This window comes from Sinorhizobium chiapasense, assembly GCF_045277575.1.
In the GTDB taxonomy this organism is placed as follows: Bacteria; Pseudomonadota; Alphaproteobacteria; order Rhizobiales; family Rhizobiaceae; genus Ensifer; species Ensifer chiapasense_A.
The window spans coordinates 2,834,126-2,860,730 of the sequence record NZ_CP144205.1; the positions used below are offsets into that span (position 1 = coordinate 2,834,126).

The 26,605-nt window shown below is 59.9% G+C and carries 31 protein-coding genes; 11 read left to right on the plus strand and 20 right to left on the minus strand.

The window, feature by feature from the left end:
- Nucleotides 1–441: a GNAT family protein gene (locus tag QM996_RS13720; RefSeq protein ID WP_500267953.1), complete on the minus strand. Its 441-nt coding sequence runs from the start codon at nucleotides 439–441 to the stop codon at nucleotides 1–3.
- 317 nt (nucleotides 442–758) lie between these two features.
- On the opposite strand from QM996_RS13720, the gene QM996_RS13725 reads away from it, so the two are divergent.
- On the plus strand, nucleotides 759–917 hold the full coding sequence (locus QM996_RS13725) for a hypothetical protein (RefSeq protein WP_500267954.1): 159 nt from the start codon (nucleotides 759–761) through the stop codon (nucleotides 915–917).
- Nucleotides 918–1,076: 159 nt separating this feature from the next.
- A complete protein-coding gene (locus QM996_RS13730) occupies nucleotides 1,077–1,442 on the plus strand; it encodes a hypothetical protein (RefSeq protein ID WP_500267955.1) in 366 nt (121 codons plus the stop codon).
- A 331-nt stretch (nucleotides 1,443–1,773) separates the two neighbouring features.
- On the opposite strand, the gene QM996_RS13735 is transcribed toward QM996_RS13730, so the two are convergent.
- Nucleotides 1,774–2,262, minus strand: a complete 489-nt coding sequence (locus QM996_RS13735) for a hypothetical protein (protein WP_500267956.1) — start codon at nucleotides 2,260–2,262, stop codon at nucleotides 1,774–1,776.
- Between the two features lie 378 nt (nucleotides 2,263–2,640).
- Here QM996_RS13735 and QM996_RS13740 point away from each other — a divergent pair, with 378 nt between their 5' ends.
- The gene (locus QM996_RS13740; RefSeq protein ID WP_500267957.1) at nucleotides 2,641–2,865 is read left to right on the plus strand and encodes a hypothetical protein; all 225 of its coding nucleotides are present in this window, start codon (nucleotides 2,641–2,643) and stop codon (nucleotides 2,863–2,865) included.
- Between the two features lie 72 nt (nucleotides 2,866–2,937).
- Nucleotides 2,938–3,123 (plus strand): hypothetical protein, encoded by a 186-nt coding sequence (locus QM996_RS13745; protein ID WP_500267958.1) that lies wholly within the window; start codon nucleotides 2,938–2,940, stop codon nucleotides 3,121–3,123.
- 468 nt (nucleotides 3,124–3,591) lie between these two features.
- On the opposite strand, the gene QM996_RS13750 is transcribed toward QM996_RS13745, so the two are convergent.
- Nucleotides 3,592–4,098 (minus strand): hypothetical protein, encoded by a 507-nt coding sequence (locus QM996_RS13750; RefSeq protein ID WP_500267959.1) that lies wholly within the window; start codon nucleotides 4,096–4,098, stop codon nucleotides 3,592–3,594.
- A 237-nt stretch (nucleotides 4,099–4,335) separates the two neighbouring features.
- Between QM996_RS13750 and QM996_RS13755 the strand changes: the two genes are divergently transcribed.
- The 4 genes from QM996_RS13755 to QM996_RS13770 all read left to right on the plus strand — a co-directional run bounded on the left by QM996_RS13755 (nucleotide 4,336) and on the right by QM996_RS13770 (nucleotide 6,941).
- A complete protein-coding gene (locus tag QM996_RS13755; RefSeq protein ID WP_500267960.1) occupies nucleotides 4,336–4,620 on the plus strand; it encodes a hypothetical protein in 285 nt (94 codons plus the stop codon).
- A 342-nt stretch (nucleotides 4,621–4,962) separates the two neighbouring features.
- Complete coding sequence (locus QM996_RS13760) at nucleotides 4,963–5,370, plus strand: hypothetical protein (protein ID WP_500267961.1); 408 nt, start codon at nucleotides 4,963–4,965, stop codon at nucleotides 5,368–5,370.
- Between the two features lie 568 nt (nucleotides 5,371–5,938).
- A complete protein-coding gene (locus tag QM996_RS13765; RefSeq protein ID WP_500267962.1) occupies nucleotides 5,939–6,262 on the plus strand; it encodes a hypothetical protein in 324 nt (107 codons plus the stop codon).
- A 250-nt stretch (nucleotides 6,263–6,512) separates the two neighbouring features.
- Nucleotides 6,513–6,941 (plus strand): hypothetical protein, encoded by a 429-nt coding sequence (locus tag QM996_RS13770; protein ID WP_500267963.1) that lies wholly within the window; start codon nucleotides 6,513–6,515, stop codon nucleotides 6,939–6,941.
- Nucleotides 6,942–7,040: 99 nt separating this feature from the next.
- On the opposite strand, the gene QM996_RS13775 is transcribed toward QM996_RS13770, so the two are convergent.
- Genes QM996_RS13775 through tnpA form a run of 4 tightly spaced genes read right to left on the minus strand, consistent with a single transcriptional unit; the run spans nucleotide 7,041 to nucleotide 10,050 of the window.
- Entirely contained in the window at nucleotides 7,041–7,607 is a 567-nt protein-coding gene (locus tag QM996_RS13775) for a UPF0149 family protein (protein WP_334141769.1), read from the minus strand.
- Nucleotides 7,604–9,178, minus strand: a complete 1,575-nt coding sequence (gene tnpC, locus QM996_RS13780) for an IS66 family transposase (RefSeq protein WP_334141772.1) — start codon at nucleotides 9,176–9,178, stop codon at nucleotides 7,604–7,606. The genes QM996_RS13775 and tnpC overlap by 4 nt, the downstream gene beginning before the upstream one ends.
- Nucleotides 9,179–9,226: 48 nt before the next feature.
- Nucleotides 9,227–9,583, minus strand: coding sequence for an IS66 family insertion sequence element accessory protein TnpB (tnpB, locus tag QM996_RS13785; RefSeq protein WP_291165224.1), 357 nt, complete (start codon nucleotides 9,581–9,583; stop codon nucleotides 9,227–9,229).
- Nucleotides 9,580–10,050, minus strand: coding sequence for an IS66-like element accessory protein TnpA (gene tnpA, locus QM996_RS13790; protein ID WP_334141775.1), 471 nt, complete (start codon nucleotides 10,048–10,050; stop codon nucleotides 9,580–9,582). Before tnpA ends, tnpB begins: the two co-directional genes overlap by 4 nt.
- A 241-nt stretch (nucleotides 10,051–10,291) precedes the next feature.
- Between tnpA and QM996_RS13795 the strand changes: the two genes are divergently transcribed.
- Nucleotides 10,292–10,564: a DUF5334 family protein gene (locus QM996_RS13795; RefSeq protein WP_500267964.1), complete on the plus strand. Its 273-nt coding sequence runs from the start codon at nucleotides 10,292–10,294 to the stop codon at nucleotides 10,562–10,564.
- A 251-nt stretch (nucleotides 10,565–10,815) separates the two neighbouring features.
- On the opposite strand, the gene QM996_RS13800 is transcribed toward QM996_RS13795, so the two are convergent.
- The 6 genes from QM996_RS13800 to QM996_RS13825 form a co-directional block, all read right to left on the minus strand.
- Nucleotides 10,816–11,340 (minus strand): hypothetical protein, encoded by a 525-nt coding sequence (locus QM996_RS13800; protein ID WP_500267965.1) that lies wholly within the window; start codon nucleotides 11,338–11,340, stop codon nucleotides 10,816–10,818.
- Between the two features lie 39 nt (nucleotides 11,341–11,379).
- Nucleotides 11,380–12,525, minus strand: a complete 1,146-nt coding sequence (locus tag QM996_RS13805) for a hypothetical protein (RefSeq protein ID WP_500267966.1) — start codon at nucleotides 12,523–12,525, stop codon at nucleotides 11,380–11,382.
- A gap of 77 nt (nucleotides 12,526–12,602) precedes the next feature.
- A complete protein-coding gene (locus QM996_RS13810; RefSeq protein WP_500267967.1) occupies nucleotides 12,603–12,974 on the minus strand; it encodes a hypothetical protein in 372 nt (123 codons plus the stop codon).
- Nucleotides 12,975–13,071: 97 nt separating this feature from the next.
- Nucleotides 13,072–13,245, minus strand: a complete 174-nt coding sequence (locus tag QM996_RS13815; RefSeq protein WP_192372506.1) for a hypothetical protein — start codon at nucleotides 13,243–13,245, stop codon at nucleotides 13,072–13,074.
- Nucleotides 13,245–13,556, minus strand: coding sequence for a cell wall anchor protein (locus QM996_RS13820; RefSeq protein WP_500267968.1), 312 nt, complete (start codon nucleotides 13,554–13,556; stop codon nucleotides 13,245–13,247). Before QM996_RS13820 ends, QM996_RS13815 begins: the two co-directional genes overlap by 1 nt.
- Nucleotides 13,557–13,587: 31 nt before the next feature.
- Nucleotides 13,588–14,220 carry a peptidoglycan recognition protein family protein gene (locus QM996_RS13825; RefSeq protein ID WP_500267969.1) on the minus strand — a complete coding sequence of 211 codons (633 nt, stop codon included), beginning with the start codon at nucleotides 14,218–14,220 and terminating at the stop codon, nucleotides 13,588–13,590.
- Between QM996_RS13825 and QM996_RS13830 the strand changes: the two genes are divergently transcribed.
- Entirely contained in the window at nucleotides 14,219–14,629 is a 411-nt protein-coding gene (locus QM996_RS13830; RefSeq protein WP_500267970.1) for a DUF7668 domain-containing protein, read from the plus strand. The two genes, QM996_RS13825 and QM996_RS13830, sit on opposite strands and share 2 nt — an antisense overlap.
- Nucleotides 14,630–14,803: 174 nt before the next feature.
- Here the strand turns inward: QM996_RS13830 and QM996_RS13835 are convergent, their stop codons facing one another.
- Entirely contained in the window at nucleotides 14,804–15,283 is a 480-nt protein-coding gene (locus QM996_RS13835) for a hypothetical protein (protein ID WP_500267971.1), read from the minus strand.
- Nucleotides 15,283–17,196 (minus strand): hypothetical protein, encoded by a 1,914-nt coding sequence (locus QM996_RS13840; RefSeq protein WP_500267972.1) that lies wholly within the window; start codon nucleotides 17,194–17,196, stop codon nucleotides 15,283–15,285. Before QM996_RS13840 ends, QM996_RS13835 begins: the two co-directional genes overlap by 1 nt.
- A 120-nt stretch (nucleotides 17,197–17,316) precedes the next feature.
- Here QM996_RS13840 and QM996_RS13845 point away from each other — a divergent pair, with 120 nt between their 5' ends.
- The gene (locus QM996_RS13845; protein ID WP_500267973.1) at nucleotides 17,317–17,760 is read left to right on the plus strand and encodes a hypothetical protein; all 444 of its coding nucleotides are present in this window, start codon (nucleotides 17,317–17,319) and stop codon (nucleotides 17,758–17,760) included.
- 210 nt (nucleotides 17,761–17,970) lie between these two features.
- Here the strand turns inward: QM996_RS13845 and QM996_RS13850 are convergent, their stop codons facing one another.
- The 5 genes from QM996_RS13850 to QM996_RS13870 are packed head-to-tail and all read right to left on the minus strand — an operon-like array spanning nucleotide 17,971 to nucleotide 26,604.
- A complete protein-coding gene (locus QM996_RS13850) occupies nucleotides 17,971–19,998 on the minus strand; it encodes a hypothetical protein (protein ID WP_500267974.1) in 2,028 nt (675 codons plus the stop codon).
- A gap of 3 nt (nucleotides 19,999–20,001) precedes the next feature.
- A complete protein-coding gene (locus tag QM996_RS13855; RefSeq protein ID WP_500267975.1) occupies nucleotides 20,002–22,704 on the minus strand; it encodes a hypothetical protein in 2,703 nt (900 codons plus the stop codon).
- Between the two features lie 4 nt (nucleotides 22,705–22,708).
- Nucleotides 22,709–24,544 carry a tail fiber domain-containing protein gene (locus tag QM996_RS13860; RefSeq protein ID WP_500267976.1) on the minus strand — a complete coding sequence of 612 codons (1,836 nt, stop codon included), beginning with the start codon at nucleotides 24,542–24,544 and terminating at the stop codon, nucleotides 22,709–22,711.
- Between the two features lie 3 nt (nucleotides 24,545–24,547).
- The gene (locus tag QM996_RS13865; protein ID WP_500267977.1) at nucleotides 24,548–24,997 is read right to left on the minus strand and encodes a GNAT family N-acetyltransferase; all 450 of its coding nucleotides are present in this window, start codon (nucleotides 24,995–24,997) and stop codon (nucleotides 24,548–24,550) included.
- Nucleotides 24,994–26,604, minus strand: a complete 1,611-nt coding sequence (locus tag QM996_RS13870; RefSeq protein WP_500270314.1) for a hypothetical protein — start codon at nucleotides 26,602–26,604, stop codon at nucleotides 24,994–24,996. Before QM996_RS13870 ends, QM996_RS13865 begins: the two co-directional genes overlap by 4 nt.
- Nucleotide 26,605: the final 1 nt, after the last annotated feature.

The window sequence follows — 26,605 nt, forward strand, 5'->3', positions numbered from 1 at the left end:
TCAGCCTCGGTTGAGATGCAGCAACGGATAGGGCCGGCCTGCATCATCGACGGGTGAGCGTCCGACCGTCTCGAAACCCAGGCGCTGATAGAAACCGGCACCCGATGCGTTCTGCTCGTTGACGTCGACCGTCAGCACCGGATGCAGGTTCATCGCATGCTCGACGAGCCGCCGGCCGACGCCGCCGCCGCGCGCCTCGGCGTGGACGAAGAGCGAGTCGATCTGTGCCCCGCTCATGCCCATGAAGCCGAGCGCCTCATCGTTCTCGTCAGCCGCAATCCAGAACTCGGCAGCCGGCAGATACTGGTCTCGGACCATCGTCTCGATAGCGGCAAAGTCTTCCGGCGTCAGGAAATCATGCGTGGCGACAACGGCGCTGCGCCAGATCTCGAAGGTGCGTGGAAAATCGTAGGGACGGGAGGGGCGAATGGAAATGGTCATGAAACAATCACTTTAAAAAAACGAGGCGCCAATGGGATTGCAAAGCTCGCGGCTCGAGCCGAAGCAGTGCGCGGGGCACCAGGTGGCGAAGATGTCCGGGCACGAATCCGGTCCGGCACGAGGCGCACACCCTACTCAAGGGCGCGCCGATCGCAAGCCGTTTGGGCAAGTGCGCCTTTCATGCAACGCCGGTTAAGTTTCCGCTAACCATATCTCATGTTCCCCGGGGAACAGCGAGGTTGCCGCCACACGATAGTCTCCATGTCACGGTTTTACCGACACACGTGAACAAACGCAGGGCTCGGAGGACAACGGACATGATCAAAACCGCTTTCGGCGTCAACGTCACCGTACTGGTCTTCTCGATCACCGTGATCGCCATCATGCACTTCGCCCTGTCCCAATATCGGGCGGCCGAGATCGCCAATATCGACCTGCCCGACTACTCGACCATCACCTCGTCGATCCATCGCTGAGGCGTTTCGCCTCGCTTGGGCCTACCGCTCGAAGCGGCGGCCGGCAGCGGGAGCTGACAAGCAATCCTGCCATTTCGGTGCCCGCTTGCATTGTGATAGGGAGGCTCACTGAGCGCGTCCCGCTCAAAGCCAGCAATGCTTTTCGAAAGGCCCAGGAAAATGACGGATCCGCAAAACGAACTGAAGCTCAGTGCGTTCAAGCTTCACGAACAGGCGGTCCGCGCATCGGTCGGCGGGAAACAACTGGCACTGGATGCCCTCGAACTCGGCGGCGAAATCCTGGTCGTCCTGACGTGGCTGGGCAATTCCGAGAGAGGCCTGCGCAAGCCGGAATATGTTCTGCCCTTGAGCGCGGTGGCACACCAAGACCTGAGCAACGATCCGGCCGCAAAATACAAATGGGCCATCGGCGTGCCATTGCCGCTATCGCTGTTCGACGGCAGCGCGTCACGGCAATTCAGAAGGCAGTTCGGAGTCAAGAGCGGGCCGGCGCTGACTTTGCCGTTGGAGCCAGTGCGGCATTGAGGGTTTCCATCGGCATGGACTCAATCCGGGCCGCGTGCGGGGGAATGGTTGAAAATCAACGAGTTGCCCGTGGGGAAGAGCGGAATGTCGCGGAGAACGACTTTGACAACCGGGCCACGAATGGCAAAATCTGGCGATCCAGCAGGGGGCGGGGCTTCAATATTCGCGCGCTGCCTTTGAGAAGTCTTCGAAACCCCGCAAAGCCGTCTTTCAGGCCGCATTGACCGCCGCGCCCGAAGCGTAACACTCCCGCAAAAACGCCCCGCTTGCCAATTTGAACATGCAAGCGGCTCGCGCAATTTTCGCCTTCTCTTGCATGTTAGCGATTTACTCAAACTGGAAGTAGGCCGCTGCCAAACAAGACGTCATTCCACATCCGGCTCGATCGGGATACGAGGTCGGAAACCCGGTGCTTCTCGCCATCAAAGAACAGGTTCATATGATGTCGCTCGCGGCCCTCCAGTTGCAGCGCGAAGGGTTCGTACTCACGAAAAACAGCCCATTCCTCGTCTGTCGGGCTCTGGGTGAGTACCATATGCCTGGATCTATTCGCGAGGTCGCGAACGATCTTCCATTCTGGATGCTGCTTTAGGCGATCATCCAATTCGTCTTTAGAGATCGCACCGTCTTTGATGAGCCAGTCGCGAAGCGAATGGCACCAGACGAAATACGCGAGCGCGAAATCTAAAGCCTCGTGGAAATCGACCGACGGGAGATTTGCAAGAGCCTGAACGGCGCGCTGCTCCCACCGTTTGGTTCTCTCGAAGTGGTTCTTCCAGCCGCCTGCTCTGTCGGCGCCTTGGGAATAGAGATTTTGCATCCGGATCGCTAAGTTGTTTTGGAGTATCTACGAGTGCCAATCAGGGCGCCCATCCGTCACGCTGCCTCTAAATCGCGGCGAGCTACATCCGTTCTCGGGCAAGAAGTCGCCCATGTATCCGGTTATGGACAATTGGAGAAATGGTAGCGGAGGTCCGTTCTGATCAGAACAGCCGACACCATGAACAGACGCAGATCAGCCTGGGAACATGGCAAATCGTGCTGAAGGCCGCGATAGCGAGCTATCTTACTAGGCGGCATCCCCTGTCCCCGGCAAACACCACTGAAAGCCAGGACGAGAAGCGAAGCTCCAACAAGGGTTCTTGACTAACGCGTGCGTCGTGGCAGGTTGCCAGCCTAGGCTGTGAGGAGTCGTTAGATGGCATCAGAAGCGAGCGAAGTGCGTATGTTGGTGGTCGATAGTCTGACACCGCTGCATCAGCAGTTGAAAGACGGCCAAGACGTTGTCTCTACGTTCTACCTGCGAGATCGGGAATTCAGCATGGTGGTTACGTCGGTTGGTTCCATCGACGTGGGGCTGCTGCAGTCTGAAAGGGTTCAGCTTGGAGGGATACCCGATGACCATGATAATTCCAGCCGCTGATGTGACTTATAAATTCGAGGTTGTTCAAACAACGCGACGGATAGGCTTCTCGCCGAACTTCAGCGCCGACTAATGAGCCGAGCGAATTTCCGCCAGGCAGACATCGAGCGGATCTTGCGCGCGGCTCGCAACACGGGCTCGATCGTGCAGATCGACCCTCGGAATTTTGTAATTACCGTGCTGCCAGGCCCGGAGCCGTCGATCCCGGAGCAGATGATCTTCGCCCGGGATGGCAAAGAGAACTGGGACGATGACTAATCGCGTGTACGGAGGCAAATTGCCCACAGTCAGCAATTTGGACCCGACCGCCCTCTACGAGACTCGCCGCTCCCAAAACCCCCGTATAGGAGGCGGATTTCCGCCGTTTGGCATGTCGCGGGTATCAAGACATAGACAAGGCGTTGCCCGAGCGTTTTCCCGCTGTAGGGAGGCTTTCGAGTTGAAAGAGTTTGGCAATGATAGATGGGAGGCGTATAATAGTTTTTGCCGGTAGCGTCTGGCCCGTATCAAGTGATGACAAAGCTTGATCCGCCCTAATGGGTCGTAAATGGCTCATCGGAGAAACCACCCGCTACCGGTTATCGGAAGGTCGGATTCAGTCCGGCCTTTTTTGTTGCCAAGCGCCGGCAGGATGGCCCGAAGCGGTCAATCGCGAACGAAGCGCACCTTGTCAGCAGAACACCTGGGACGATTGAAAAGCGAAGCCGAACAGAATTTACCTTCGCTCTATTCGTTCCATTGCGCTTGGACAACTCCATCAAGAGCCTCGATGGCTCGCCCGAGCGCTCGATGGTTGATCTTTTTGCCGATCCAGCCAGCGCGACGAAAATACCTCTTTGTCTTGGCAGCATTGTCGAGATCAATCATTGTCCAATTGATCTCGAAGCATCTTTTTCTGACCTCATCGAGCGCGTCGATACCAGTGATCTTGTATTGTTTGGCGCTCCGGCGGAGTCCATGATAACGCGCCGCCTGCTGAATGTTGATCCATGTCGAATGCGGAAACGCGGCACAAATCTCTTCGGCCGGCGCGCGAGGAAAAAGCTTTCGAAGTCTAGAAATTTCAGCAGCCGTCCAGATGTGGATTGCCCGGCGGAGGCCCATCTTTCCAGCCTGGTTCCTGACGGCGTTACGCGTACGATGCGGGAGCTGTTTCAAAATCGCGTCGTAGTCTGGCGCGAGGTTCCGTACGATTTCGCGCTCTTCGTCTGTCCAGAGCTTTGCGCCCGACATGGTTACCCCCTCGCGTTGCATTCGGCGTCGAGCGCGATCGGCGCTTCTGGCGTTCCTGGCGAAATAGGTTAGCGACATCTCGCACCTCCGGGGGACAGTTCAAGCATCCTCCGAAGCCAGGGACCAATCACAACCTTTGCTTTTCCACCCTTTCCACAAGCGCAACCGTCAGACCTTGACTCGTGCGCACTTCGCAAATTTAGTCCGGACGCGAACCTAACGACTTTGGTGCTTGCGATGTCTCTGACGACCGCCTTCATCTCCGAACTCGTCTGGGCAGCTAACCAGGTCGAGCACCTGACCGCCTTCGAAAAGCGCCGGCTTCTGGAGCGCGCTGTGGTGACGATCCGTGAGATGCGGGAGCAAGTCGGAATGGCGCCGAGCAAGACCGAACCGGATCCAGTCATCGACCTTCAGACGACCGCGGCCGGGATCGAGAGGCACACTGGCGATAACGTCCGAGCCGCGCTCCTCGAGGCGGCAAACATGATCCGGACGTTGCGAATTATCCTAGACGACTGAAAGTCGCCGCACATCTGAGCGTTGACTCCCAAGCGCGCCGATGAGAACATTTGCGGAACACGCAAATGGAAGGCATGCAGCATGAGTGACGAGAGGAGCACGGACCCGAGAGCGGATTCCTTGCTTGTGAACCACTGGTGCGAGCACCCCGGCTGCAAGAAGTGGGGTGGTTTCGGCTTTGCGACCGGCAGCGCCGCGCCCAACTGGTTCTGCTACGAGCATCGGCCGGCGACTTGGCCGCCAGCAAAGCAGGCCTGAAACAGACAGCGTCAGGCGGGACGCTCATTTTTCCAATAGTGCGGCACAACAGCAACCGGCAGATACCTGCCAGGGAGAGAACCCGTGCCCGATTATAAGAACCTCGACCAAATCATCTACATCCGCCTTACGACCACGCGAATGCCGATAAAACGGGCGTTCGCTGGAACGGGCCAATCCCGGCGGCGGGAGAAGTCGAGCGCCCGTTGGATCGCGCAATCGATCGTCAAAAGCGTCCGCATCAATCACCGGATAGAGCGTAATGGCACCGCGGTCGACGAAGCGGAGATTATCGACGTTCTGGCGGAGGAGCTTTGGAAGGTCCCCGAGACCGTGGCGAAGGATCTGGTCGGCATTGACGCCAACAAGAGAGACGACGCCAAGAGAACGATCACGAGCGCGCTGCTGTTGGCTATGACCGACAGATACGAATGCACATTCTTCATGCCGGAATATCATGGCATGGGGCCGTCGTCCTATGGCGCGCGTTGACGACGGGCTCTAGCAAGGCTCGGTCATGGGTTATACAACTCCCGTCCGGCGGCCTTGCATATCTTTCGCCAAACGCTTCCGCCAAGTAGGGGTATCCGGAGCAGTTCGGCCGATGGCACATCCTTCAAATCTTCAGCCGTCTCATATCCGAAGATTTTGAGCTCCTGAAGGAGCCATGGGTGCAAGTTCAAGTCTTCGAGCTTCGTCATGCCCGCATAAGAACAGACCCTGTCGCAGGGCGCAATTGTCGGATTCGACAAGATGCGCCCCGCACTCGAAGACCGTTTCCCTTAGCCCAGGCGCCGGCGGGCCAGGCCCCGGACCTAAGTCCGGCATGCTCAGGCAAAGGTCTTAGCGGCGTTGCCGAATCTGAACATCCCCGCCATTGCTGCTTAAGCACTAACGGTTCGGAGGCCCCCGCCGTTGGCGCCAGTGATCCCAGAGCGCGACCCCAGCCCCAAGCGACCCAGCGCTCTGGGGTCCACCTCAGGGCTAGGTTCCGCCAAGGTCGAGCGCGCGGAGGTTCACGCTTGAGGGATCAAGCTGAGAACTAGAGAGGATGCGTCAAATGAAGAAGCTATTATCCGCCCTCGCAGCCGTAGTCCTAGCTGCATCCTTCGCCCTACCGCTAAACGCCGCGCCGATCTTCGTGCCGAAATCCGAACAGATGCAGGCCGGCAATGTCGAGCAGGTAAAACACCGGAGCCATCGCCATTGGCGTGCGGATCGTCACTGGGACCGACGGTACGCCTATCGTCCCTGCGGTTACTACGGCAGGTGCTACCCTCGTTACTCCCGGTACTACGGATATCGTGATCATTACCGATACGGCTATCGTGACTATTACCGTTACGAACGGCGGCAAGGCGTGACAGTCTACTTTGGTTACTAGCCGGCAACGCCCTGTTTGAGCAGCACACCTTCCTTGGCTCCGCGAGACGGCGGGGCCATTTCTTTGTCCGGCCCTGCCCCGAAATCTATCTAGGTGTTTCCGACAGTAGCGGCTTCTCGGCGTGGTGCTCCGAAAGCATGCGGCACTAGCTCGTCGCATTCGAAAATGGCAGCAACGCTAATTTAGCATTTCAGACTCGACTCTTCATTAAGTTGTGCCATGATCCCCGAGGGAATTGGGGGTAATACAATTGAAATCTGTTATCTTTTCGCGGCTTAGCCTTGCCGCGGCGATGGCGTTTGCCTTATCGAGCTGCACGACGACGCAGGCAGAATTTCGCAAAGACCCCACACGCGTGACCAAGTCCGCGCTCTGTCGGACCTTCATCACGAACACCGATCTAGCCTTTACGCAGGAACTGACTGGCGAGCTCGCGCGTCGTCGCATTGACCCGATCGAGTGCATGAACATGGTGCAGCAGGAGAACCAAGCTGCGGCAGCCGTCGTCGCTGTTGCATTGGTGGGAACCGCCATTGCCGTCTGCGCGAACAACAACTGCGGTAGCGGCTACTATCCTACACCAACGTACCCCGGTAATTGCCAATACGAGTGGCAGCGAGACGCCGCAGGCAACCGGTGTGGCAGACGCAGCGCATCATCAAAGCCTGGGGGGTGGTAATGCGATTTGGGAAATTTCCGATCCTCGCACGGTTTGCATGTGAGCGCAACGAATGGCCCACGGCTTTCGTGATTGACTAAATAGGTTTCTGGCTCTCGGTCAGAACTTCTGTTTTGCCCGCTTCGGCATAAAGTAGGTTCGGATATTGACGAGTGCTTCGGCGACGTCAGCAGCATCCTGGCGGGTCGCTTTTCGTTTTGTCTCGCCGAGCCTGCGGATGGGCGCGATGATATCGCCAGTCCCGGCATGACCTCGAAGGACCGGCTGCCAAAGCCTCGGCGCGTATCCTGTTCCCAACAAAAAGCAGAGGTCCCAATCGAACTGATCAAAGGTCTGATCATCGATCCTGGTGAACCTGGGCCGATGGTCTTTCGGTGTTTCGGAAAGGCTCGCCGAGATGCGGTTATACTCAGCAACGATCGTCTGTACGGCCCGATGTTCTGTTGTCTCCATCGGCAGGTTCAGCGCATCCGGACCGGTCAGTTCCGGGATCCATTTGCGTGGGTCGATGAACTTCGGGCCGATGATGAGAGCCGTAAGATAACCATCGAGACCGCTCATTGACCAGATTGGCGATGCTGGACGACGTGCCCTGATAAACGCCTCGAACGCCTCATCATCAAGCTTCGGTCGTGCGGTCGTCATGCCCTGGTTGTTGTGCGTCATGCCGCCCGTCGCTCCTGCTCTGTCATCGCCTCGCGCTCAGCCTTCCAGTTCCAAGGGAGGAGACTTTCCATCTCGCTGGCTTTCACTTTGCCGGAGATGATGCGTTCCAGCACATCGGCTAACCAGGCCTCGGGGTCAACACTATTGAGCTTTGCTGTGTTGACGAGCGATGCCAGGACCGCGAAGGTCTTGCCACCGCGCTCATTGCCCACGAACAACGAATTCTTCCTCGTCAGGGCCACCGATTTCATCGAACGCTCGACCACATTGGAGTCCACTTCGATCCGGCCATCCTCCAGGAAGGCTGCCAGTCCGTTCCAGTGGTTGAGCGTGTAGGTGACGGCCTTGCCCAGCGCCGATTTTGCCGACACCTCGTCGCTCAGTTCGGTGAGCTGGGCCTTCAGTTCGCTCATGATGGGCGCTGCCTCGCGACGCCGCACCCTCAACCGGGTATCGTCATTCTCGCCTCGGATCTTCGCTTCGATGCGATAGACCTCGGCGATCCTGGCCAAGATCGACAGCGCCTCCGAGGAGCCGCTCAGCTTGACGACATCGACGAACTTGCGTCGCGCATGGGCAAGGCAGAAGGCCAGCCGCAGCGGCGCGACATTGCTCTTTCCCCGGCGCTTGGCCAAGGTTTTATAGGCTTGATAGCCATCAACCTGAAGCACGCCGGCAAACGACGACAGTTGCCCCTCGACCTCACGAGCGCTGCGGCTTTCGGCAAAGATATAGGCCACCGCCGGCGGCGCCGGACCATTCCATGGCCGATCGTCGACCGCCTGCGCCCAAAGTTGGCAAAGCTTGGTGCGTTTGCGCCCCGGATCGAGCCGCGGAAGCGGCGTCTCGTCGCAGAACACCCTTGGCTGGGAGCGGATGAAGGCGGTAAGTGCGTCGTAGAGAAGCTCGAGCCACCAGGCGACCCGCGTCACCCAGGCGCCGAGCGTGCCGCGATCGATGATCACGCCGCAGGAGGCAAGCATCTGCGCCTGGCGATGCAGCGGCAAATGCCAGGCAAACTTCGAAACGGCGACATGGGCAGCGAAGGCCGTGGTCACCATGCCGCCGTCCATCACACGCGCCGGCGCGGGCGCTTGCACGATGACGCTTTCGCATGCCCGGCAGGCATAGCGCGGTCGGAGCGTCCGTTTCACCCGTACAACCGCCGGCACGATGTCGAGCGCCTCGCTGACATCCGTGCCGATGCAATGCAGTTCGAACGAACAGCACGGGCATATCTTGCTCTCCGGCTCGATGACCTCGTCATACCGGGGAAGGTGCTTGGGCAAACGACCGATGTTACGCGATGGCGCCCGTCGAGCCTGCGTTGTCTCCTCGGCGACGGGCGCGACATCATTATTGGCCGCCTCGGGAATGGGGCTGAGATCGCCTAGGTCGAGTGTCGCCTGGGTCGGGTCGAGCGTCGTCATTTTCTCCGATTTCGGCCCAAAGAGCTGCTGCTCCAAGAAGGCAACGCGCGCCTTGAGGTCGGCATTCTCTGCATCGAGCGAGAGAATGATCCGGCTCAATTGCGCGGCATCCTGAGGCAAGGGGTCGGGTCGAAGCGGCATGGCAGACCCTACCATACAAGCCTGAATCTTCAAGCAAAACCAATAGGATCAGCCTGCTTTCGTCGGCCGCTTTACTGCGTTTCGTTTGACGCGCGTCCAGTCAATGCCGGCCAGCAAAAGCGAGAACTCCTGGCTACTCATTTGCATCGCGCCATCGCGGATCGGCGGCCAAACGAACTTGCCCGCCTCAAGCCATTTCGTCGCCAGGATCATGCCTGATCCGTCCCAATAAATGCAGCGAAGGCGATCGAGACGCTTGGCGCGGAACACGAACACGTCGCCACAATAGGGATCGGCCGCAAGCGCTGACGCCACCAGGGCCACCAGGCCATTCATGCCGCGCCGGAAGTCGACCGGCTGCGTCGCCACCATGATTTTCACGCCATTCGGCGAAAGTCCGATCACCGGCGTGCTCGCAAAGCCGCCACCATCGCCTGCGCCAACTCGGGCGCCACCGAGCCGATCACGGTCATGCGTGCCCCGGCAAACTCGATCTCAATACGACCCGCGGCGTAGTGGGCGACATCCGATGGCGAGCTCTCGGGAGACGTTCGATGGCCAACCACCGTCACCGGCACGAACACGGCCTGCTGCGCGCAGGTCTTGGCAAAGCGACGAGAGGTCAGCCCAGCTTCCCGACGCCAGACGTTCAGCAAGCCGCGATTGACGCCCCAGCGCCTGGCAACGGCCGAGATGTTCACGTCGGGCTCTGCGCTTTCCGCAAGGATCCGCGCCTTCTCCTCGTCAGTCCAATTCCGCCGCTGGCGTCGACCGGTGATCACCTCGATCCGACGATACTTTCCCTCATGCCTGGCTTCATGCATGCCTTCATCCATGACTTCAAGCATGGCATCAGCGCGATCTCCAACCATTCCGTTCCGCTCCTGTCGATGAAGGAGCTTATCTCGCGGCCTCAATCACAAAAGGAAAGGTGGGATGTTCGTCGCGCTCACGTTTGCATTGGCCACAGCGCTGGCTCTCATTTCTACCACTTTCGCCTCCGCACACGGCGGGGGATGTCGAAAAAGCTCACCGCCTGGACAATGCTGCCACATGGACAACAAAGCTGGCTCCGTACACTGCCACTGAGATCAAGACCCAAGGGAGGACTAAATGAACCGCATGATTTTGCTCGCCGTGACCGTCGTGCTTTCCGGTCCGGCTTACGGTTGGGACGGAACCGACACAGAAACAGGCGCGTCGATTGAGATCGGAAGGGGCAACTTAGTTCGGGAAGGACGGGATATTGAGATCTACGACTCCGAGACCGGCGACTATCGCGACGTGACGATCGAAGACATTAATCGCTACGGGTCAGGCGTCGAGATCGAAGTTTACGACAGCGAAAGCGGGGAGTACCGCACTTTCGAGATGGAGGACGACTGATTGTCTGGCATCTGCAAAACAAAAGGATGCCTGATTGGGAGGCTCCTGTTGACTACGATGTTGCTGACTGTTTCGGTCCTTACGACCGGTTGCGACAATTGGCCGTGCAAAAAAGGTAAACCGTGCGGCCACGCCTGCATTTCAAAGCAAGACACTTGCCACAAAGGTTGATCTGAACCTCTGGTCGATCGGCCGATACATCTGCCGGCGATCGGGCACAAGCTTTCTATCTGGCTACGATGAGGCGCGCATTAGCCCGTAAGAAGTGCGTTCGGCGTCCCGATTTTACGCTCCACAATCGGTCTTGCTGCTTGGTAGGCACTCTCAAACTGGGCAAGCCGACCCGTAAAATACTCCAAGTCACGCTTAGATCTTGCTTGAGCCGCCTCGATTTTCATATTTGCCAGTGCGGCTTTCACGTCGGCGACTTTCTGCCTGTCGTCGTCGTTGAGGCCAAGACTGAAAACATCGATACGCTGATGTAAATCGAGAAGCTTTTGATTGAGCTCGGTCACTACATCCGAATCGGGCTTCTTCCCCTTGGCGAGGGCAAACGTGAACTTGTCGATAGCAATGTAAAGTTCACGCTTCGATTCTGCGACGGCCTTATATTCCTCCATCAAACTGTCTGCAAAGCGGTCAACCCGGCTTTGCTGCAGTCCAAAATAATATGTGCCGACGCCACCAGCGGCAGTGCCAATGAGGCCCCCGCCCGCTGCCACTGCAATAAAAGCAGCTTTGAGATGATGCTTCATCCAAGTTGTGATGCCGGTCATGATGCTGTGACCTTCTCCGCAGGGGCGCTCACGCGCTTCTTAATTGCCGGTTGTAGCTTTGTCGATAACCTTTGCTTTAGTCTTAAGGCCTGTTTTTTCAGAGGCGGCCTTCTGCGCCGCGCACACTTCGTCCCACCATAGATGGGCATTTGAAACCATTTTTACAGTAGACTGGACATCCTGCTGTAAGTCCAGATCACAAACAGAAACGCGACCATTAGCGGAGTTTTGCACGACAACCGTCGCCACCTCGGCCGAACTTGCGCCTGCAGCGGCAAGAGCGGTCATCGCCGCGATGAAGCCGGCGATTGAGGCGTTCCGCATGGGCCTGCCAAAGAATCCAGGCGAATGGATCTCAATGGAGATGTCCCCGAACAGCTCTCGATTGTAGTATTCGTTGATGGCCTTATGCCATGGCAGCTTTGCGAAGTGGTCAAGCTTGTCGGCTTTCATCGCAACATACATGGCGCCATAGTAATTCGTCATGAAGAGAACGTCAGTCAGATCTTTTTGATCTACCACCGACTCGGTAATCTCCATGTAATTCCCTGATACATCCCCCCAGACGTAGTCACCGTAAGCGTGCTCATAAAACTCATGTCTGTCGGCGTCATCACTCACCCGGATGATCGCCTGTCGATTCTGCATGAGCTGGATCGCACGACGGCCAAACTCGTATTTCGCGTGACCAGTCTGGAGGAATTTTATACGACGAGCAGGGATTAGATCTGCAGAGTACCGCGCGGAATCCACTCTGTATTCCGGGTCAAACTCACCGACTAGTTCAGCCATCAACACGGCCGAATTGTAACCAGGGCCTGGAATAATAATTAGGTCACCCGGCTTCGCATCTGTGTAGAGCGTCTGGACTTCACGCATAAAGCGTGGAGCCTCCCTGCCTTCAACAGACACAGAGTAAGACTGTGCATCACGCTGTGGCAATTTCTGAGCAGGCCTACCGCTCTTGTGCCACCCGCCGATGGCCCGAGCCATACGGAGGAGCTTTCGCGTTTCCTCATCCTCGATGTCGGGAGCAGCGGCAAGCTTAATTCCTGGGATGTCTAGGAAGACTGCGCTATGGGCGATAAAGTCGTTGTAAAAGCGCTTTCCGTCGCCCGGATGAAGAACAAAGATTTGGTGATCTTTGTCGATGACGCGCTGCGCCGGATCGAGAATCAATGCCATGTGTGCCCCCAGTCAAAGGGACTTTGTGCAACTAGAACTTGATCTGTCAATCTCTGATCGGAGCGCCACGGCACAGATCAACGCCGAAGCTGGCCGCGTTCGCGCTGACTTGCTTCAATTCGTTGAAGAATCTCGCGAGTAACGCGCATGTCGGCCGCCAGGCTGTTCAGCGTGTTCTCCACGGCCCGCATCGAGGTAGCCGCCTCGGCCGCCTGCTTCTCCACGCCGGTTAGGCGGAGCTCGTGATTGTCGAGCAAGCGCATCGACGCTTCAAGGGTGGTCACGCGCTTGTCGAGCTTGTCTATGTTTTCGGCGTGAATCTGTTGATTGGCCGTCAGCCGCTCCCAGGTCATCCCCCAGGCAGCAATCCCACTAATGAACCCAAGCAGGATTACGACCGTGTTTAGGTTCCATTCCCATTTCCAGACTGGCGCTCGGACGGTAGGCATCTCTTCATTCCCGTTGCTCACTCTTCGCCCTCGTTTTTTTTGCAATGCCGCACTTGATGAAAAGGCCGGCCCCGAGGTTGAGAGCCGGTGTCGATGCTTACTGCTGATTCTTCGGTGCCAAATAAGTCAGGACCGCCGGCAGGCCGATCGTGAGCGCATAGAGCGCGAGATAGCCGTACCATGGCGTGCCTTCCGGCATGAACGGGACGCCGGCGCTGCCAGCGAGTGCGCCGCCGACGCCGGCGCCGAGTGCTTTCGAGATGCTACCCATTACTGTGCTTCCTTCAGTGCGAGAGAGATGGTCGCGTAGGCCGTGGCGGCGACGACAAGAGCATTGGTCGCCGTGACGCTGGACGGATCGGCGCAGATGACGCGCACGCCGTCGTAAGCGGCCTTTTCCTTGGCAATAGTCGACGCCTTGATGTTGCCGGATACCGACGCCGCCACGAACGCGGCATGCGCCGTCTCGAGCAGTGCGCAGGTCTTCGGCAGGTTGCTTTTGATCGTGGTGTCGATCGAGCCGGTGGTGGTGCAAGCGGACAGCACAAGGGCCGCCGCCGATACGATGATCAGCGAACGCATGTGGTGGTTCCTTCGATGTTGGGAGGTTTGGTTAGAGGCGTGCTTTGACTTCGGCGCGCATCTTGTCGCCGCATGCTTTGGCGCCGATCACATCCGGCGCGAACGGAAGCCGGGTGAAATCCCACTTGCCGGCCTGTTTGATGCCCAGGTTCGCCTGAACCTCAGCATGGGAAAGAATCGTCTTCGGGGTGACGGGGATTTTGTAGAACTCGGCTAGGTCGGCGATGACGTCCATGGCACGATGCCACTGCGTTTCCGTCATCGGGAACTTGCCGGCATGGAACGGACTCTCGATTGCTCCGGCCATGCAGGCGAGCGAGACGCCGATCGAGCCGGCATTGCAACCGCGAGTGTGGGCCGCATAGTCATCGTCGGCGGTGTTGACGTTGTCGGCGATTTCATGGTCGCCGCGGACCACATTGCCAGAGCCCTCGACGATGAGGTGATAATGCTCCTTGTCGAGTTCTGAGGCTTGATAGGCGCCGGCACTCCAATGCGCGATGATACGCGACATCTTCACCGGCTGGAGCCATTCCAGCGGTAGACGGTATTTCATAGCGATGTCCTTGGTTGGTGGAATGAAAGAGGCGGTTCCCGCTTGCATTTTCATTGCATTGGCGGTTCCCGTTCGGGCAGAAGTCTCGGGTAGGGAGACAACCGCCATGACCGTAGAAAGATTACCGCTGACCTCTACTGATGAGGCCATTCTCGACGTTGTACGGCGGTGGTGCGCTCTGATTACTGCCGGCAACTTTGACGCGGCGGTGAAACTTGTCCGATCTCCGAACATGGACGCCGATGAGTTAAGACGCACCATCGCCGGCTACGGACTGCCGGAAAACTATGAGGAAGGTCACAGGCTGACGCCCCTGGATACCGCAAGATACCATCCAGGTGACGAGCCCGTTAATAACCCATGGCCAAGGCATGAAGTCGATCGTGTCGGTCAGTTCATCTCAGTGTGGTTCGACTTACCGCTCGACGGATATTGGAGTGATCTAACCGCCACATTCAACGTCGATGTAGAGGGACAAACACTGACCCTTTCGCTTGATGCCGTCCACGTCATGTGACGCTTATCTGGTTGCAGAGCCTGCAGGGTCGTGTTCCTGTTGCGCCTTTGCTTGGCTAGAAAGAAAAAGGCCCCGGACTCTCCTCGTAAGAATCCAGGGCCTTCCGTCTGAGCGTTCGACTTCACAGACGCGCCATCTATGGCTGTATTGCCAGCGGTTTCAAGCCTGCCAGCGTCAGAGATTGGCCGCTGCGAGCCACATGCCATCAATCTGCTGATCGGTGAGCCCGAGAGCAGCGCCCACGGTTGCGATCAGCGGGTGTGTTCGGTTGAAGGTGGTCGCGTATTCCCATTCGATCTGGGCCTTGTCCTTGTCGGGTCCGGCCGGCATCGTGCCGATTGTGGCCGTGACGATGGAAGGCGAGATGCCGGCGTTGAGCAGGCCAAGGCGAAGTTGTCGCGCCGTCAGTGACGGCATCGCGGCGCGGATTTCCTCGGTCGTCGGCGGCACGTAGGGAGTGACGGGGAATGACGGGTTGTCGGAAAGCCACTGGCGAACGGTCGGCGCAAGGCCGAACGTATCGCTTTCCCGGGACACGTATTCGCAGTCATAGGTCTCGCCGTTGATGTCGGTGATGTTGCATTCGAGGACGAAGACGCCACTTTCCTGCGTTGCCTTCACGCTTGCCACGGAATTTAACGAAATACGGTCCATTACGCTGTCCTCTGCAAGATAGTGAAAGGTGCGGAGCCCTCAGCGCTTCCTCTGGACCGCCAAGTTCCACTCAGTGCTGTTCCGCCCGTCGCCAAAGAATAACGAGTGGATACCCCGCCGTTTAGATACACGCCGGGGGCAGAGTTCCTATCGGGAGCCGCTATCGCGTCTCGTTGGGCAAGAACGATGTGCCCCAATGGGAAGCTTGTATCGTTCGCGCCAGTGCCCTGATAAACCTCTGCCGCGACGAAGCCGAGCGCGTGGGTGTGGCTCGTCGACGTTACGCTGTTAGTGGTCGAGTTGGTGATGTTCGATGGCGTTCCCATCGTCAGCGTGATGTTGGCCGACAGTGCGCCGCCGCCGGTCATGCCGTTGCCAGCGATGACGGTGCGGCCGACCGGGACCAGGGAGCTATCGAGGAGGGCCGCTGCCTGGGCGATCGTCATCGGCCTGACGTAGTTGTTGGTGCCAACGCCGCCGATCACTTCCTGACCCATAAAGGCGACGCAGGTGGAAGAAGTCGATGTGTACTCGCTCCGGAGAAGGCGCGCCTGGATGTCGCCGGAGCCGTCGCGAGCGACGATCGTGCTGACAGTGTTGGCTGTTGCGGCATTCAGGCCGTCGAGCAAGTCGGCATCGAGGCCGGAGCCGGAGCCGTCGTTGCCGGAATGCCATACCTCGTAGTTCGAGGCGCCGATGGTGTAGCGCAGGCCGTCAGTGCCGGCGTCGTTTGTCAGGATGAGCTGGTTTGTCGTACCGCCAGCCTCATTGACCAGCTTAAAGCCTACACCGGTCCCTGCCCCGTCGGTATGCTGGATGTAGCCCTGCCGAACCGCCAGCTTGTAGAAGGTGAAGAATGGATCGGAGGTGGTGTTAGTCGCGGCTATGCGGAACGCTTCACCGTTGCCGTTGTAGGTATACATGCCGGTGTTGTTGATGGCGCCAGTGAACGAGGCGCCGGCAACCGTGACCACCCGGTCGCCGCCAATTGAAATGAACGGGTCTGTCGTCACCGGGTTCATCAAGATGACGGGCCCAGCATAGGTCGGGTCCGACGAGAAGCCGATCTGCTTACTGGTGATGTTCTCGAACGAGAGGTTGGCTGTCGCTGTTTCGCCGCGCTGACGGATAGTCCATGGCCGATCGCTGGCGAGCGTCAGGATCGTCTCGCCGTCGCCGAGGTCACCGTCGCCCATCGTGACGGCGGTGGTGAAGGTCTTGCCGGCCATCGACGTCGGCAGGCGCGCATCGGCAACTGTGCCTGCCGTCAGGTTGCTGGCATCGTTCGCACCGATCGTTGCCCGGACGGTGGCCGCGTCCGCATCGTCCAGAATGGTCCGCGCAAAGGCCGTCAATGCGGTTGTCGCATAGGCGTCCAACGCAGTGGTGTAGATCATCTGGTTAGCGGCAGTGGTCAAACCGGCAATCGACTGCAAACCTGCATCATAGGCCTGCACATTGGTCCCGATCGTGAGCCCCAGCGTGGCGCGCGCCGTTGCCGCATCCGCATCGTCGATGACGGTTTTCATGAACGTAGAGACGCCGAGAGTGCTCAGGACCGTAGAGGCGTCGGCGTCATCCAAAAGCGTGCGAGCGAACGGCGTGAGAGCCGTCGTCGCATAGACGTCGGAAGCCGTCGTGTAGATCATCCGATCGGCAGCCGTCGTCAGACCAGCAATCGACTGCAGGCCAGCATCGTACGCCTGCACGTCCGATCCGATCGCGACACCGAGAGCGGTGCGCGCAGCACTCGCCGACGTCGCACCGGTACCGCCGGCCGTGATCGGTCGAGCGGCGTTCGCATCCGCGGTCAGATCGTCAACCCACGTATTGTAGGGAACGCTCTGAATGGTCGTGTTCGGCGTGCCTTTGGTACCTGCCGGAGGGCTGTAGACGCCACCTGTTCTGGGCATTGGCATTCTCCATAGAAAAAGGCCCCCGGGTGGGAGCCTTGCAAGTTGTGCGCGATTTCGGTTTCATTCCCCTCGGGGAGATTATTGGCCTTCGCGACTAGGCCCTGCATTGGGGGACGCATGACAATCTTCGGTACAATTTATCGGCTTGTGGGTGCGCTCCTCGCCGTTGCGATCTGCTCGTCTATTGTCTCGGCGCAGTCATTTTCCTGCCCGATAGGCAAGAATGCGGCATGCCTCGACTATGGCGACAAGGTCTGCAGTACATTCGGTAAATGCGTGGACGGCAACGCAGTGTGTTTCAATAATTACACCTGCGATTTCAAAGGCTTCGTGTGCAAGTCGTCTTTAGAAGAAGTGGTCGAGCAGCATGACAACGTCGTACGAAAATATAATACTCTTGTGACCGAGCATAAGGCCCTATCTCAAGAATTAAGCGCAAAGTCTGCCGAGAACGAAGAGAATGTGACAAGAAACGGGAAACTGTTTCAGGCGCTACGGGACGCCCAATCTTGCGTGAACAACGCAACCACGCTCGAAGAAGCCCAGGATTGCTCTTTCTAGGCTGTATTGTCCTGCCTTCCCGTGTATGTTGTAGCCATGATCCGGATCGTTCAGATAGCCTGCATCGCAGTGACCGCGTTGGTGCTCTTCGCCTTCCGCGAGAGTTTCCTCTCGCTGAAAGCTTGGTTCGGTCCGGATTTCCCGATCGGATTTATCGCAGGGATGGCATTTGCGGTTGCTGTCTATCTCCTGATTATCTGGGTCGACCCGTCATCGCGCCCCAGAGGTTCCGCTTCCAAGCAGGATTGACTTCGCCAGATCCTCAACCAACTTCGGGTTCTGTCCGCGACGCTGCGCCTGCGCCAGGGCATCTACCAATGCATCCCGATTGCTGACCATCGCCTCTGCCAAAGAAGCGTTCGCCGCCTCGCGCCGGCCGCCCATGATCGCGTTGGCAATCTTGTCAGCGGTGCGGATTCCGGCAGCGCGCACGGCACCAGCTGCACCACCAGCTGCGTAGGCATTCCGGGCAAGGTTCGGATCTCCCGTTCCGCCAAGATCGGCGATGTGCTGCAGGCGCCGTGCCGTTTCCGAATTGCTCGTGACCGCCTGGCGGGTGCGGGCAAAGGTTAGTTCGTTGTCGAGTACGCTGAATAGCTTGTCCGCCTTTTCCTGGCCGAACAGTTGAGCGAGACGCGCACGGTTCCAGTCCCCCTCAGACTTCACCAGCTTATTAAGGCGGGCGATATCGTTGGCGTTGCTGCCGAGGATCCGGTCGACCTCGGCGCGGGCGCCTTGGGAAAGCCGGAACGGGACCGCCGACGGCCCGATCTGCTCACCCTGAGGAAGCGCACCCTCGGCGATTTCGCGCTCGAGCTCTGCCGGCCGTGGCGCGGTCCTGCCATGATCAAGCACGGACTGACCGCGCGTCAGCGCTTCTCGCTGGCGGGCAAGCTCGGCAAAGGCCGCGTCGACTTCCTTCAACCGCGGCACCGCCCGCGTCAGGGAATCGTCGATCATCTGACGAGCTTCCGTCAGCGCCGCGATCACCTTCGTGTCGGTCTCGGTACCGAGCATGCCGTCAATGGCTTGGCGCGTCTGGAAAGCCACGCGAGGATCATTCGAGACCCTGTCTGTGCCAGTGGTGTTGAGCATGCCTCGAACCTGCCGCAGAGCGCGCTGCGCGTCGCCGCGTAGAGTGTGGATCTGTCGATCGAGGTCGTCGGCAATTGGCAGGAAGTCATGCGGCCGAACGTTCTGGAAGAGCCGCTGATACTCCGGCCCCAAGACACGCTGGTTCGCCTGAATTCCTTCGTCAACGAACGACGGAATGACATTGCGCCCCATCGTCTCGTTGACGACGTTGGCGATGCGCGCATTCGCGCCGGCCTGGCGAGCTTCGAGCGCAGAACGCATGACGTCCTGCCCCCGACCAGGCATCGCTGCCAGCGCAGCCGCCTTCCCCTGCGTATTCGCACCAAGATCGGCGATCATGCCTTCCGGCCCGAGCTGGTCGAGACGCAAGCGAAGACCGGCCTCGTCGAGACCGTCGCCTGCAATCGCCTTCGCGAGTTGGTTGACGGTACCGAGCTTGGTTCCCGCCGCCTTCGCTGCCTGAGCGGTCCGATAGAGGTCCATGACCTTGCGGGCGCCGGCACCTACAGCTTTGCCAACAACTGGACCGAGGAGGCCCAAACCAGCGCCGGCTGCTGTGCCCCATCCGGCCTCTTCGAGGTCACCGCCCGAACGCACCGCCGCATCGGTCCCGCCAACGACACCGCCACTCAGCATCGACATACCGGAGCGGGCGAGCAGCCCCGCACTGCCCCCACCGAACGCCGCCGGCGCAGCCGCCACCATCGGCAGGGTACCCGCTACGGCGCCAGTGATGCCGGCAGCGGTCGAAACCCTAGGGTGCGCCTCCCGGGCGGCCTCAGTGAGCGCTTGGGCTTCCTTCAGGTTCTCGTCGTAACTTTTGCCGTTGATCGCCGAGGAGAGAGCCGCGGCGCCGCGCTGGGTGGCGCCAAGCAGAACCGGACCGGCGATCGGCATGCCGTCGATGTAGCTCGTCGTGGCGGCTCCGAAGGCACCACTACCGCCAGCCGCGCGTTCCTCTCGATCGAGGAGAGCGGCGCCTTCCTCAAAAGACAGATGACGACCGGACGGCGCAGCGGCGTCGGTCGTGGGCGCAGCCGCTTGCAAACGCTTGATTTCGGCAGCAAGGCGCTTCGCTGCCTGCACGTCGCCGGCATGGTCGGCGTTGCGTAGCGCGATACCGAGTTGTTCGAGTGTGGCCACGTTTCAGCCCCCATACTTCTTGACGAGGTCGTCGATGCTCGGATCGTCACCCTGATTGCTCTTCGGACCCGATACTGAGTTCCGGATGTTCCCGATCATGCGCTTCAACTCGTCGACCGAGCTTTTCGCGCGAGCGCCAGGGTTGCCCGCGATCGACGTGAAAAGCTGATCCGGAAGGTTCATGATCCCGCCTTCCTTGAACGGGTCGATAACTGGGTCGTAGATCATCCGCTCCATCAGGCTCAGGTCGGGACCATTGAGAACGCCCAGATTGAACAGTTCTTTCAGTTGGAGCATCACGCCCTGGCGGACCGAGTTGAGCTGATCCTTGCTCTTCCCGGGCATGGCTTCGATACCGGTTTTCTCGACCAGATCGGAATATCGGTCCAGTTCGGTATTCAGCGCCTTGTAAGCCTGGTCCACGGCGGCGGCACGGTTCTTTTGAGCCTCCGGTACCTTCGGCTCGGTGAGCTGGATATTTCCATTGCGGACGGCCTGCCCCGGCGGCAGAGCGGCCGGGTCATTCTGCGAACGCTGATCAGGTTGGGCCTGAGGTACGGCCTGCGGCACCGCCTGGGGAGTGGCTGGATTACCTTCCTGCGGCGCGGTCTGACCGCCATTCGGCGTGATCGGCTGAATGGTACCGCCTGCTTGTGGCGAGGTCCCGAAGACACCCTGTGGCGTCAGGAAGATGAGTTCACCGTTCGGGCCGGTGATCGTCTTGCCGGCGCCAAGCTGCTGCGCCTGTTCGGGCGTCAACTGCTTGCTGTCCATCAACCCATTAAGGGCCTGCGCCTCGACCGAATTGCCGCTGAAACGGAACGCGCCGCCAGAGCCCGAAGCACTGGGCGGCGTGATCCATTCCTTGGTGTTCGGATCGTAGACGTTTCCGTTCCCGGCATTGATCAGCGGCTGTTTCTTGCCGCCATCAAGCTCGTTCTGGGCCTGCTGAAGCTTGATGCGGTAAAGCGGGTCATTCTGCGCCGCTTGACGCTCATACTCCTGCCGACGGCGCCAGGTCTCCTCTTCTCGAGCCGCTTCCTGATCGCCAAGCTGCTGCTGAAGCATCATTCGGGCGGTCGCCTTCATTTCCGGGGTGGCGAAGTCATTCGACAGGATCTCGTAGAGACGCGGGTCGACGCCGCCCTGACTGTTGGTGGCCTCAGGCTGGGGAACCGCATCGGCAGCGCGCGCCTGGGCAATCTGGGCCTCACTGGCAGGGGTGCCACCATTGAGCGCGCTCATGATGCCGCCGCTTGCATTGGCAAGTTGCTGCGAGCGCTGAAACTCGGCAGGCAGCCCGCCTGCGGTCTGAGGACCTGCACCAGCGCCACCGGCTGACGAACGCTCTTGCGCCGCTGCGACGGCGTCGCCCTCGGAGCCGAAGCGCTGGAAGGTCTGGCCGTTCTGCCGTTCATAACCGGCCATGGCGCCGAGAATGCCTTGCTCATCGTCGGGGCTGAACTGCTGCGGACCGTTCGGGCCCATCCACAGTGACGGCACGTTGACCCACTCGCCAGATGGCAACTGCCAGGTCGTGGTGATTTCGGTTGAATAGGAGCCGTCGGCGTTCGGGCGTGTCTCACCAGGCTTGAACGGGCGAAGCTGACGGCCTGGGAAGCGCGACTGATACTCAGGCGTCTGCTCGAACGCGGCCACCTCATCGGAGAGCGAACCGCCTGCCTTGGCGCCAGCCTGCGCACCGGGATCGACGAAGGGAGACACGAACGGACTCGTTGCCGGCATATTGCCGCCAGCCATCGCGGTCACCGCCTCGGCAGCGTTCCGCGGCGCGTTGGCGTCGACCGTTGCTCGAGCATCGCCCGCCGGTCGTGTCTGAGCGTCCGGAGAGAACACCGGCGGACGGCTTTCAACAGACATGCCCTTGTCGTCATAGTAGGCCATCGGCTCGCCAACGGTGGCGCCGCCCTGCCCGATCAACGCCAGCGCCTTCTGGCGGTGGCCGGCCATCTGGTTATTCACCTTGTCAGCCACGGTACCGGGTGCGCCGCCGTTATTGGCGTCCGAAGCGCCATAGCGACCGACACCGCCGGCGTTAATAGCCGAATAGATGTCCATCATGCCCATGCCAGGCTTCACGCCGGCCTTGCGCAGGTAGCTGACGACGGCACCGTTCTCGCCGAGCTGCGACCCGACGGGGTTGTTCCAGTCGACGCCGTGCTCTTTCGCCTGCGGCTCGCCGAACTGAAGGAACCCCTGGTGCTGTCCCCACTGCGTGGTCGGGCCCTTCTTCGTCGGGTCAAAGGTACCGGCGGTCTCGTAGGAGATTGCCGTGGCCAGGTCGACCGGATCAATGCCAAGCGCGTTCGCAGACGAAATGATGCCGTTGCGGATCTCGTCGTTGCCGACGGTGGCGACGGGCATGTTCCCCTTGCTGTCGACCTTCGGCATGTTGCCACCCATGGCGCCGGGCTTGACGCCGGATGCGGTCGTCGAGTTCGCAGGCGTGCCAAGGATCGAGTTGTAGAGCTTCGAGGCAGCGTCGGTGCCCGCCTGTTGAGCCTTGTCGGTGCGGTAGCGGCTGATACCTACACCAATGCCGCTCAAGAGCGCGCCGATGCCCTCGGCTGCCGTCTTCGGCTGAGAGCCCATGATCTGGCGGGCAATCGCGTCCTGGATATCGCGCTTGCGAGCGAGCGACTGCGCAGTCTCGCCGGTGTTGCCGCCGAACAGAAATCCGACCATTTCCTCACTTCCTTCCTACGGCAAAAAGAGCGCCGTAATCGACGCGCCGAAGACCATCGTCACCCCTGATGACAACCTCCGGGCGGACTTTCTCGACCTCCTGGGCCATAACACCGATGCGCTTCGGAGCGTCCTTGCCCTCACCCTTGTAGCGGTACTCATAAAGCCCGCCGACCTGCTTGATGTCCTTCTTCGCCCGCTTGTCCGAGAGCGAGGCAAGCCCCGCGATTCCGCCGAGGATCGAGCCGATACCGGCTTGCTTGGTGTTGTAGGCGTTGACACGGTTCGCATAGTCCTGCTGCACCAGGCCGGCATAGTCGACGTTCGGAATGCTCACCCCTTGCGTCGGCACGAAATTCGGCTGGCTGACCTGGGCGCCAGAGAGCAGGCTCGAAATCTCATTGATCGGCTGATTTCGGGCTGCGTAAAGCTCGTTCAGGTACTGCGATCGAGCATTGTTCTGCGCCGCAAACTGCGCCTGCTGCGCGTTGAAGGTCTGATCCCTCAACGCGTTGTTTGCTGCGGTCGTCGTGTTCTGGTTCTGGAACATCTGCTGACGAGCGTCGTTGCCGAAGCCAGCCGCCGCCAGCGCCTGCTGGAAGTTCTGAGCCTGAGCGGCGTTATTCGCCTCCAACTGCGCCGCGTTCTGCCCGAAACGCTGTTGCTGCGCCGAATTGGCGAGCTGGGCGGCCTGCAGAGCGTTCTGCTGTTGTTGGGCCTGGGCAGCGTTCGCGAACTGGCCGGAGGTGAGATTCTGGTTGAAACCCTGCTGCTGCGCCTGATTGGAGAACGCCGCATCGTTCGCATTCTGCTGATACTGCTGCGCCTGCGCGGCGTTCGCCAACTGCATGTTGTTGGCGTTTTGGCCGTACTGCTGGGCTTGCGCCTGGTTGCTGAAACCGGCCGCAGCGAGCGCCTGATCGAAGTTCTGCTGTTGCGCCGCATTCTGGAACGATGCTTGATCGCGAGCGAGACCGGCGAGGCGCGATTGCTCCTGACCAGCATTGAGGATCGCGCCGAGGCGAGCATCATTCTCCTGCCGCGTCGCTGCGTCGATCGCCCGGTTATAGGCTTCTGATCCCGGCTGAAGGCCCTGGTTCGCCAATTGCGTTTCCAGAGCGGCGCGGCTGCGCTCGAGTTGCGGGTTCATCCGCTCCATCAACGCGTTCTCGTACCGCGAGGTGTCGGCGCTGTAGTCGTACGAATTGGTGATGTTGCCTGTATCACCAAGCGACGTCTTGATGGCGCCGGCGTCGGCAACGCCGGTCTGGATGTTCCCGGCATTGGCAATGCTGTTCTTGATGTTTCCGGCATTCGCCAGGCTCGTTTGTACCGTGCCGGTGCTGCCCAGCTTGTCCTGGATGGTGCCGCCGCTGGCGATCGAGGACATGACATTCCCGGTCTTCGGCACGGTCGTTTGCAGCGACGGCCCGGCACCATAGCCGGTATACTGCGGCAGGCCGATTTTTGAGGGGTCGCCAGCGGCCGGCGCCTTCGACGTGTCCACGGGGCGCCCGAGGAGATCATTCAGCTTCGCTGACTGGCCGGCGGCCAGGGTCGCAAGGTTCAATTCAGCCTTGTCGCTCTGGTTCTTGATCGCCTGCTGGCCAGCCGAAAGCGTTTGCGTCGCCGTGTAGGTCGGGAGATCGTAGACCTTGCCATTGGTCGGGTCGGTCCACTGCTTCGTTCCTGTCTGCGAATAGGTCAGCGAGCCATCGGGCGTCACCTGGTTGACGTTGCCGAGCGTCTGGTTCGCAATTGCCGTGCCGATGTTGGTGCCGGTCTGTGCGGCCGCGGTCTCTTTCGGGTCCGGTGCCTTCGGTGCTTTGGGCTTGCCCATGATTTACCTCCGATTGACGGGATGCGCCCGCCATTCGTCATCAGTTAAAGTGAACAGGATTTCCGCTTCATCCCGGCCACGCAGCCGGGGAATCCGGTGAGCCGCGAAGCCGAAGCGCTCGGCGATTTCGATCATGACGGCGTTGCGCTCAGAGACGCGCAAAACGACCATCTGGCAGCCGATCTGATCGAACGGATAGCCGAACATGGCCTTCAGCATCGGACGCATGAGCCAGCGGCGGCTGGTCGATGCTGACGACAGCTCGATAACGCCGGCCTCTGGCGCGTAGTTGTGGAAGACGACACCGGCAACGAGCCGATCGGCACTGTCTACGAGCCCGAGTGTTGTGAAATTCTCCCATCCGCGTTCGCAGCCAGGAATATGGCTCGCAACGAAGGATGCGACAGCGCGGTTGATCTCCGGAGCTCTCTCACCGCCCCAAATCAGCATCACGCGCTGGCCTCGCCCGCGGCCACCTGCAGTGTCGCGAGGTCAATTTCGAGGTCGAGCTTCACCGCGCCGCCAGAGGTAATGACACAGCCGACGGCGAGCATGTCGCCAGTGCCGCGGACGTTCTGGCGGGAATCGTATCTGATGAGCTCAGACACACCGTCCCATACCGCGACATCCCAAAGACCGACGTCCCATTCCGATGAATTGATGTTTCCTTCGGTGACGTCGGAAAACGATGGAGTGGAGCGGTCCAAATCAGCACGGGCGAACAGCTTCACCTTCGGCCTGGACTTGCCGCGGAAATACATATGCGCCATCGAGGCCGCCGCACGCTGCCCGAACTGACCGGCCGGCGAGAACTGCGAAAGATAGGTGGCGCTGAAAGTGAGCCCGTCATCGGTCCCGGTGATGTCGCCTTGCCAGAAATAGCCGTCGAGAGCGCCGAAGAAGAGCCCGCCCTGAAGCGTGGCATAGCAGAGCGCCTTCCAGTTGCTGATGGTCGACCACCGCCCCGTCAGGACGTTGAGAACGAAGGTCGTATCACTGACGACGGTGTTTTCCGGGAAGGTGACGAAGACGAGGTTTTGCTCTGGCCACTGCGTCAGGGTCCAGCCGCCGCCCGTAGCATTCGCCGCCTTCTTCCATTCGTCCTCGATCGGCCGCGAGACCGAGACCAGGCTCAGGGCCTGCCGATCGCGCTGGAATACCTGCGAGATCGGCGTGAGGCCGTCACTGGTCGCAACAAGGACGTCGCCGCCTGCGCGGATCCACGCATTCTTTCCGAGCGGCTTGCCGATCTGGTAGACGCCTCTGAGGCCGAAGGTCGACGCGCTGGACGGATCGTCGCCGGCATAAACCGCGACCTCGCCCTCGGTCGAGATGAAGGCGCACATATCCGATAGACCGTCGCCGCTTTCCAGCGACCAGGAGAAGCCCATCAGCAGGGAGCCGCCCTTTTTCATGACCCCGCCGAGCGGGAAAACGACTGCGGCACCGCCGGTCGCGTTGACTGGCAGGTAATAGGCATCGAGCGTTGCGTTCTTGAGGAAGAACTGACGGTTCTTGAAGAGCCAGCCATAGTTGAGCTGCGACATCGTCGTGCCGTCTGAGAACGTGATCGCCGGAGAGGTCGACCAGGTGCTTCCGTTGTAGACCTGACGCGGGTTCACCCCATTGAAACAAACGAGGTTCGACGTGCCGGCGTTGGTGTGCTGGAAGGTGCACCAGTCACCGCCCGCGAAGCCGCTCACGGCGGCCGGCGTCGTGGCCGGTGGCACTGCCGGCGATGACATGTCGTAGATGGCGCTATTCGTGGCAACGAACAGCTTCTCGGTGGTGCCGTACTTGTACTTGAAAGCGCTCTTGATATCGCCCAGGTCGGCCGCGAGCCCCTTCTTGACCGAGCCGCCGCGGATTTTGCAGCCGGTGAGCGTCGGCAGGAAATTGCGCATGACGAGCGCAGAGCCGGGTTGCTGGCTTGCGACGTCGGCAGTGGTCACCAGTCCCAGCTTCGGCGCTGGATAGGTGATCGGCGCCGATATCTGCTGCTTGCCGATCGACACAGAGCCGCGATTGCTCTGCCCGATGCGAGCGGGGCGAACTGCCATC

Coding starts and splice junctions, on each gene's coding strand:
- QM996_RS13720 (WP_500267953.1), bottom strand. CDS start 441: ATGACCATTTCCATTCGCCCCTCCCGTCCCTACGATTTTCCACGCACC.
- QM996_RS13725 (WP_500267954.1), top strand. CDS start 759: ATGATCAAAACCGCTTTCGGCGTCAACGTCACCGTACTGGTCTTCTCG.
- QM996_RS13730 (WP_500267955.1), top strand. CDS start 1,077: ATGACGGATCCGCAAAACGAACTGAAGCTCAGTGCGTTCAAGCTTCAC.
- QM996_RS13735 (WP_500267956.1), bottom strand. CDS start 2,262: ATGCAAAATCTCTATTCCCAAGGCGCCGACAGAGCAGGCGGCTGGAAG.
- QM996_RS13740 (WP_500267957.1), top strand. CDS start 2,641: ATGGCATCAGAAGCGAGCGAAGTGCGTATGTTGGTGGTCGATAGTCTG.
- QM996_RS13745 (WP_500267958.1), top strand. CDS start 2,938: ATGAGCCGAGCGAATTTCCGCCAGGCAGACATCGAGCGGATCTTGCGC.
- QM996_RS13750 (WP_500267959.1), bottom strand. CDS start 4,098: ATGTCGGGCGCAAAGCTCTGGACAGACGAAGAGCGCGAAATCGTACGG.
- QM996_RS13755 (WP_500267960.1), top strand. CDS start 4,336: ATGTCTCTGACGACCGCCTTCATCTCCGAACTCGTCTGGGCAGCTAAC.
- QM996_RS13765 (WP_500267962.1), top strand. CDS start 5,939: ATGAAGAAGCTATTATCCGCCCTCGCAGCCGTAGTCCTAGCTGCATCC.
- QM996_RS13775 (WP_334141769.1), bottom strand. CDS start 7,607: ATGACGCACAACAACCAGGGCATGACGACCGCACGACCGAAGCTTGAT.
- tnpC (WP_334141772.1), bottom strand. CDS start 9,178: ATGCCGCTTCGACCCGACCCCTTGCCTCAGGATGCCGCGCAATTGAGC.
- tnpA (WP_334141775.1), bottom strand. CDS start 10,050: ATGGTTGGAGATCGCGCTGATGCCATGCTTGAAGTCATGGATGAAGGC.
- QM996_RS13795 (WP_500267964.1), top strand. CDS start 10,292: ATGAACCGCATGATTTTGCTCGCCGTGACCGTCGTGCTTTCCGGTCCG.
- QM996_RS13800 (WP_500267965.1), bottom strand. CDS start 11,340: ATGACCGGCATCACAACTTGGATGAAGCATCATCTCAAAGCTGCTTTT.
- QM996_RS13805 (WP_500267966.1), bottom strand. CDS start 12,525: ATGGCATTGATTCTCGATCCGGCGCAGCGCGTCATCGACAAAGATCAC.
- QM996_RS13810 (WP_500267967.1), bottom strand. CDS start 12,974: ATGCCTACCGTCCGAGCGCCAGTCTGGAAATGGGAATGGAACCTAAAC.
- QM996_RS13815 (WP_192372506.1), bottom strand. CDS start 13,245: ATGGGTAGCATCTCGAAAGCACTCGGCGCCGGCGTCGGCGGCGCACTC.
- QM996_RS13820 (WP_500267968.1), bottom strand. CDS start 13,556: ATGCGTTCGCTGATCATCGTATCGGCGGCGGCCCTTGTGCTGTCCGCT.
- QM996_RS13830 (WP_500267970.1), top strand. CDS start 14,219: ATGACCGTAGAAAGATTACCGCTGACCTCTACTGATGAGGCCATTCTC.
- QM996_RS13825 (WP_500267969.1), bottom strand. CDS start 14,220: ATGGCGGTTGTCTCCCTACCCGAGACTTCTGCCCGAACGGGAACCGCC.
- QM996_RS13835 (WP_500267971.1), bottom strand. CDS start 15,283: ATGGACCGTATTTCGTTAAATTCCGTGGCAAGCGTGAAGGCAACGCAG.
- QM996_RS13840 (WP_500267972.1), bottom strand. CDS start 17,196: ATGCCCAGAACAGGTGGCGTCTACAGCCCTCCGGCAGGTACCAAAGGC.
- QM996_RS13845 (WP_500267973.1), top strand. CDS start 17,317: ATGACAATCTTCGGTACAATTTATCGGCTTGTGGGTGCGCTCCTCGCC.
- QM996_RS13855 (WP_500267975.1), bottom strand. CDS start 22,704: ATGGTCGGATTTCTGTTCGGCGGCAACACCGGCGAGACTGCGCAGTCG.
- QM996_RS13860 (WP_500267976.1), bottom strand. CDS start 24,544: ATGGGCAAGCCCAAAGCACCGAAGGCACCGGACCCGAAAGAGACCGCG.
- QM996_RS13870 (WP_500270314.1), bottom strand. CDS start 26,604: ATGGCAGTTCGCCCCGCTCGCATCGGGCAGAGCAATCGCGGCTCTGTG.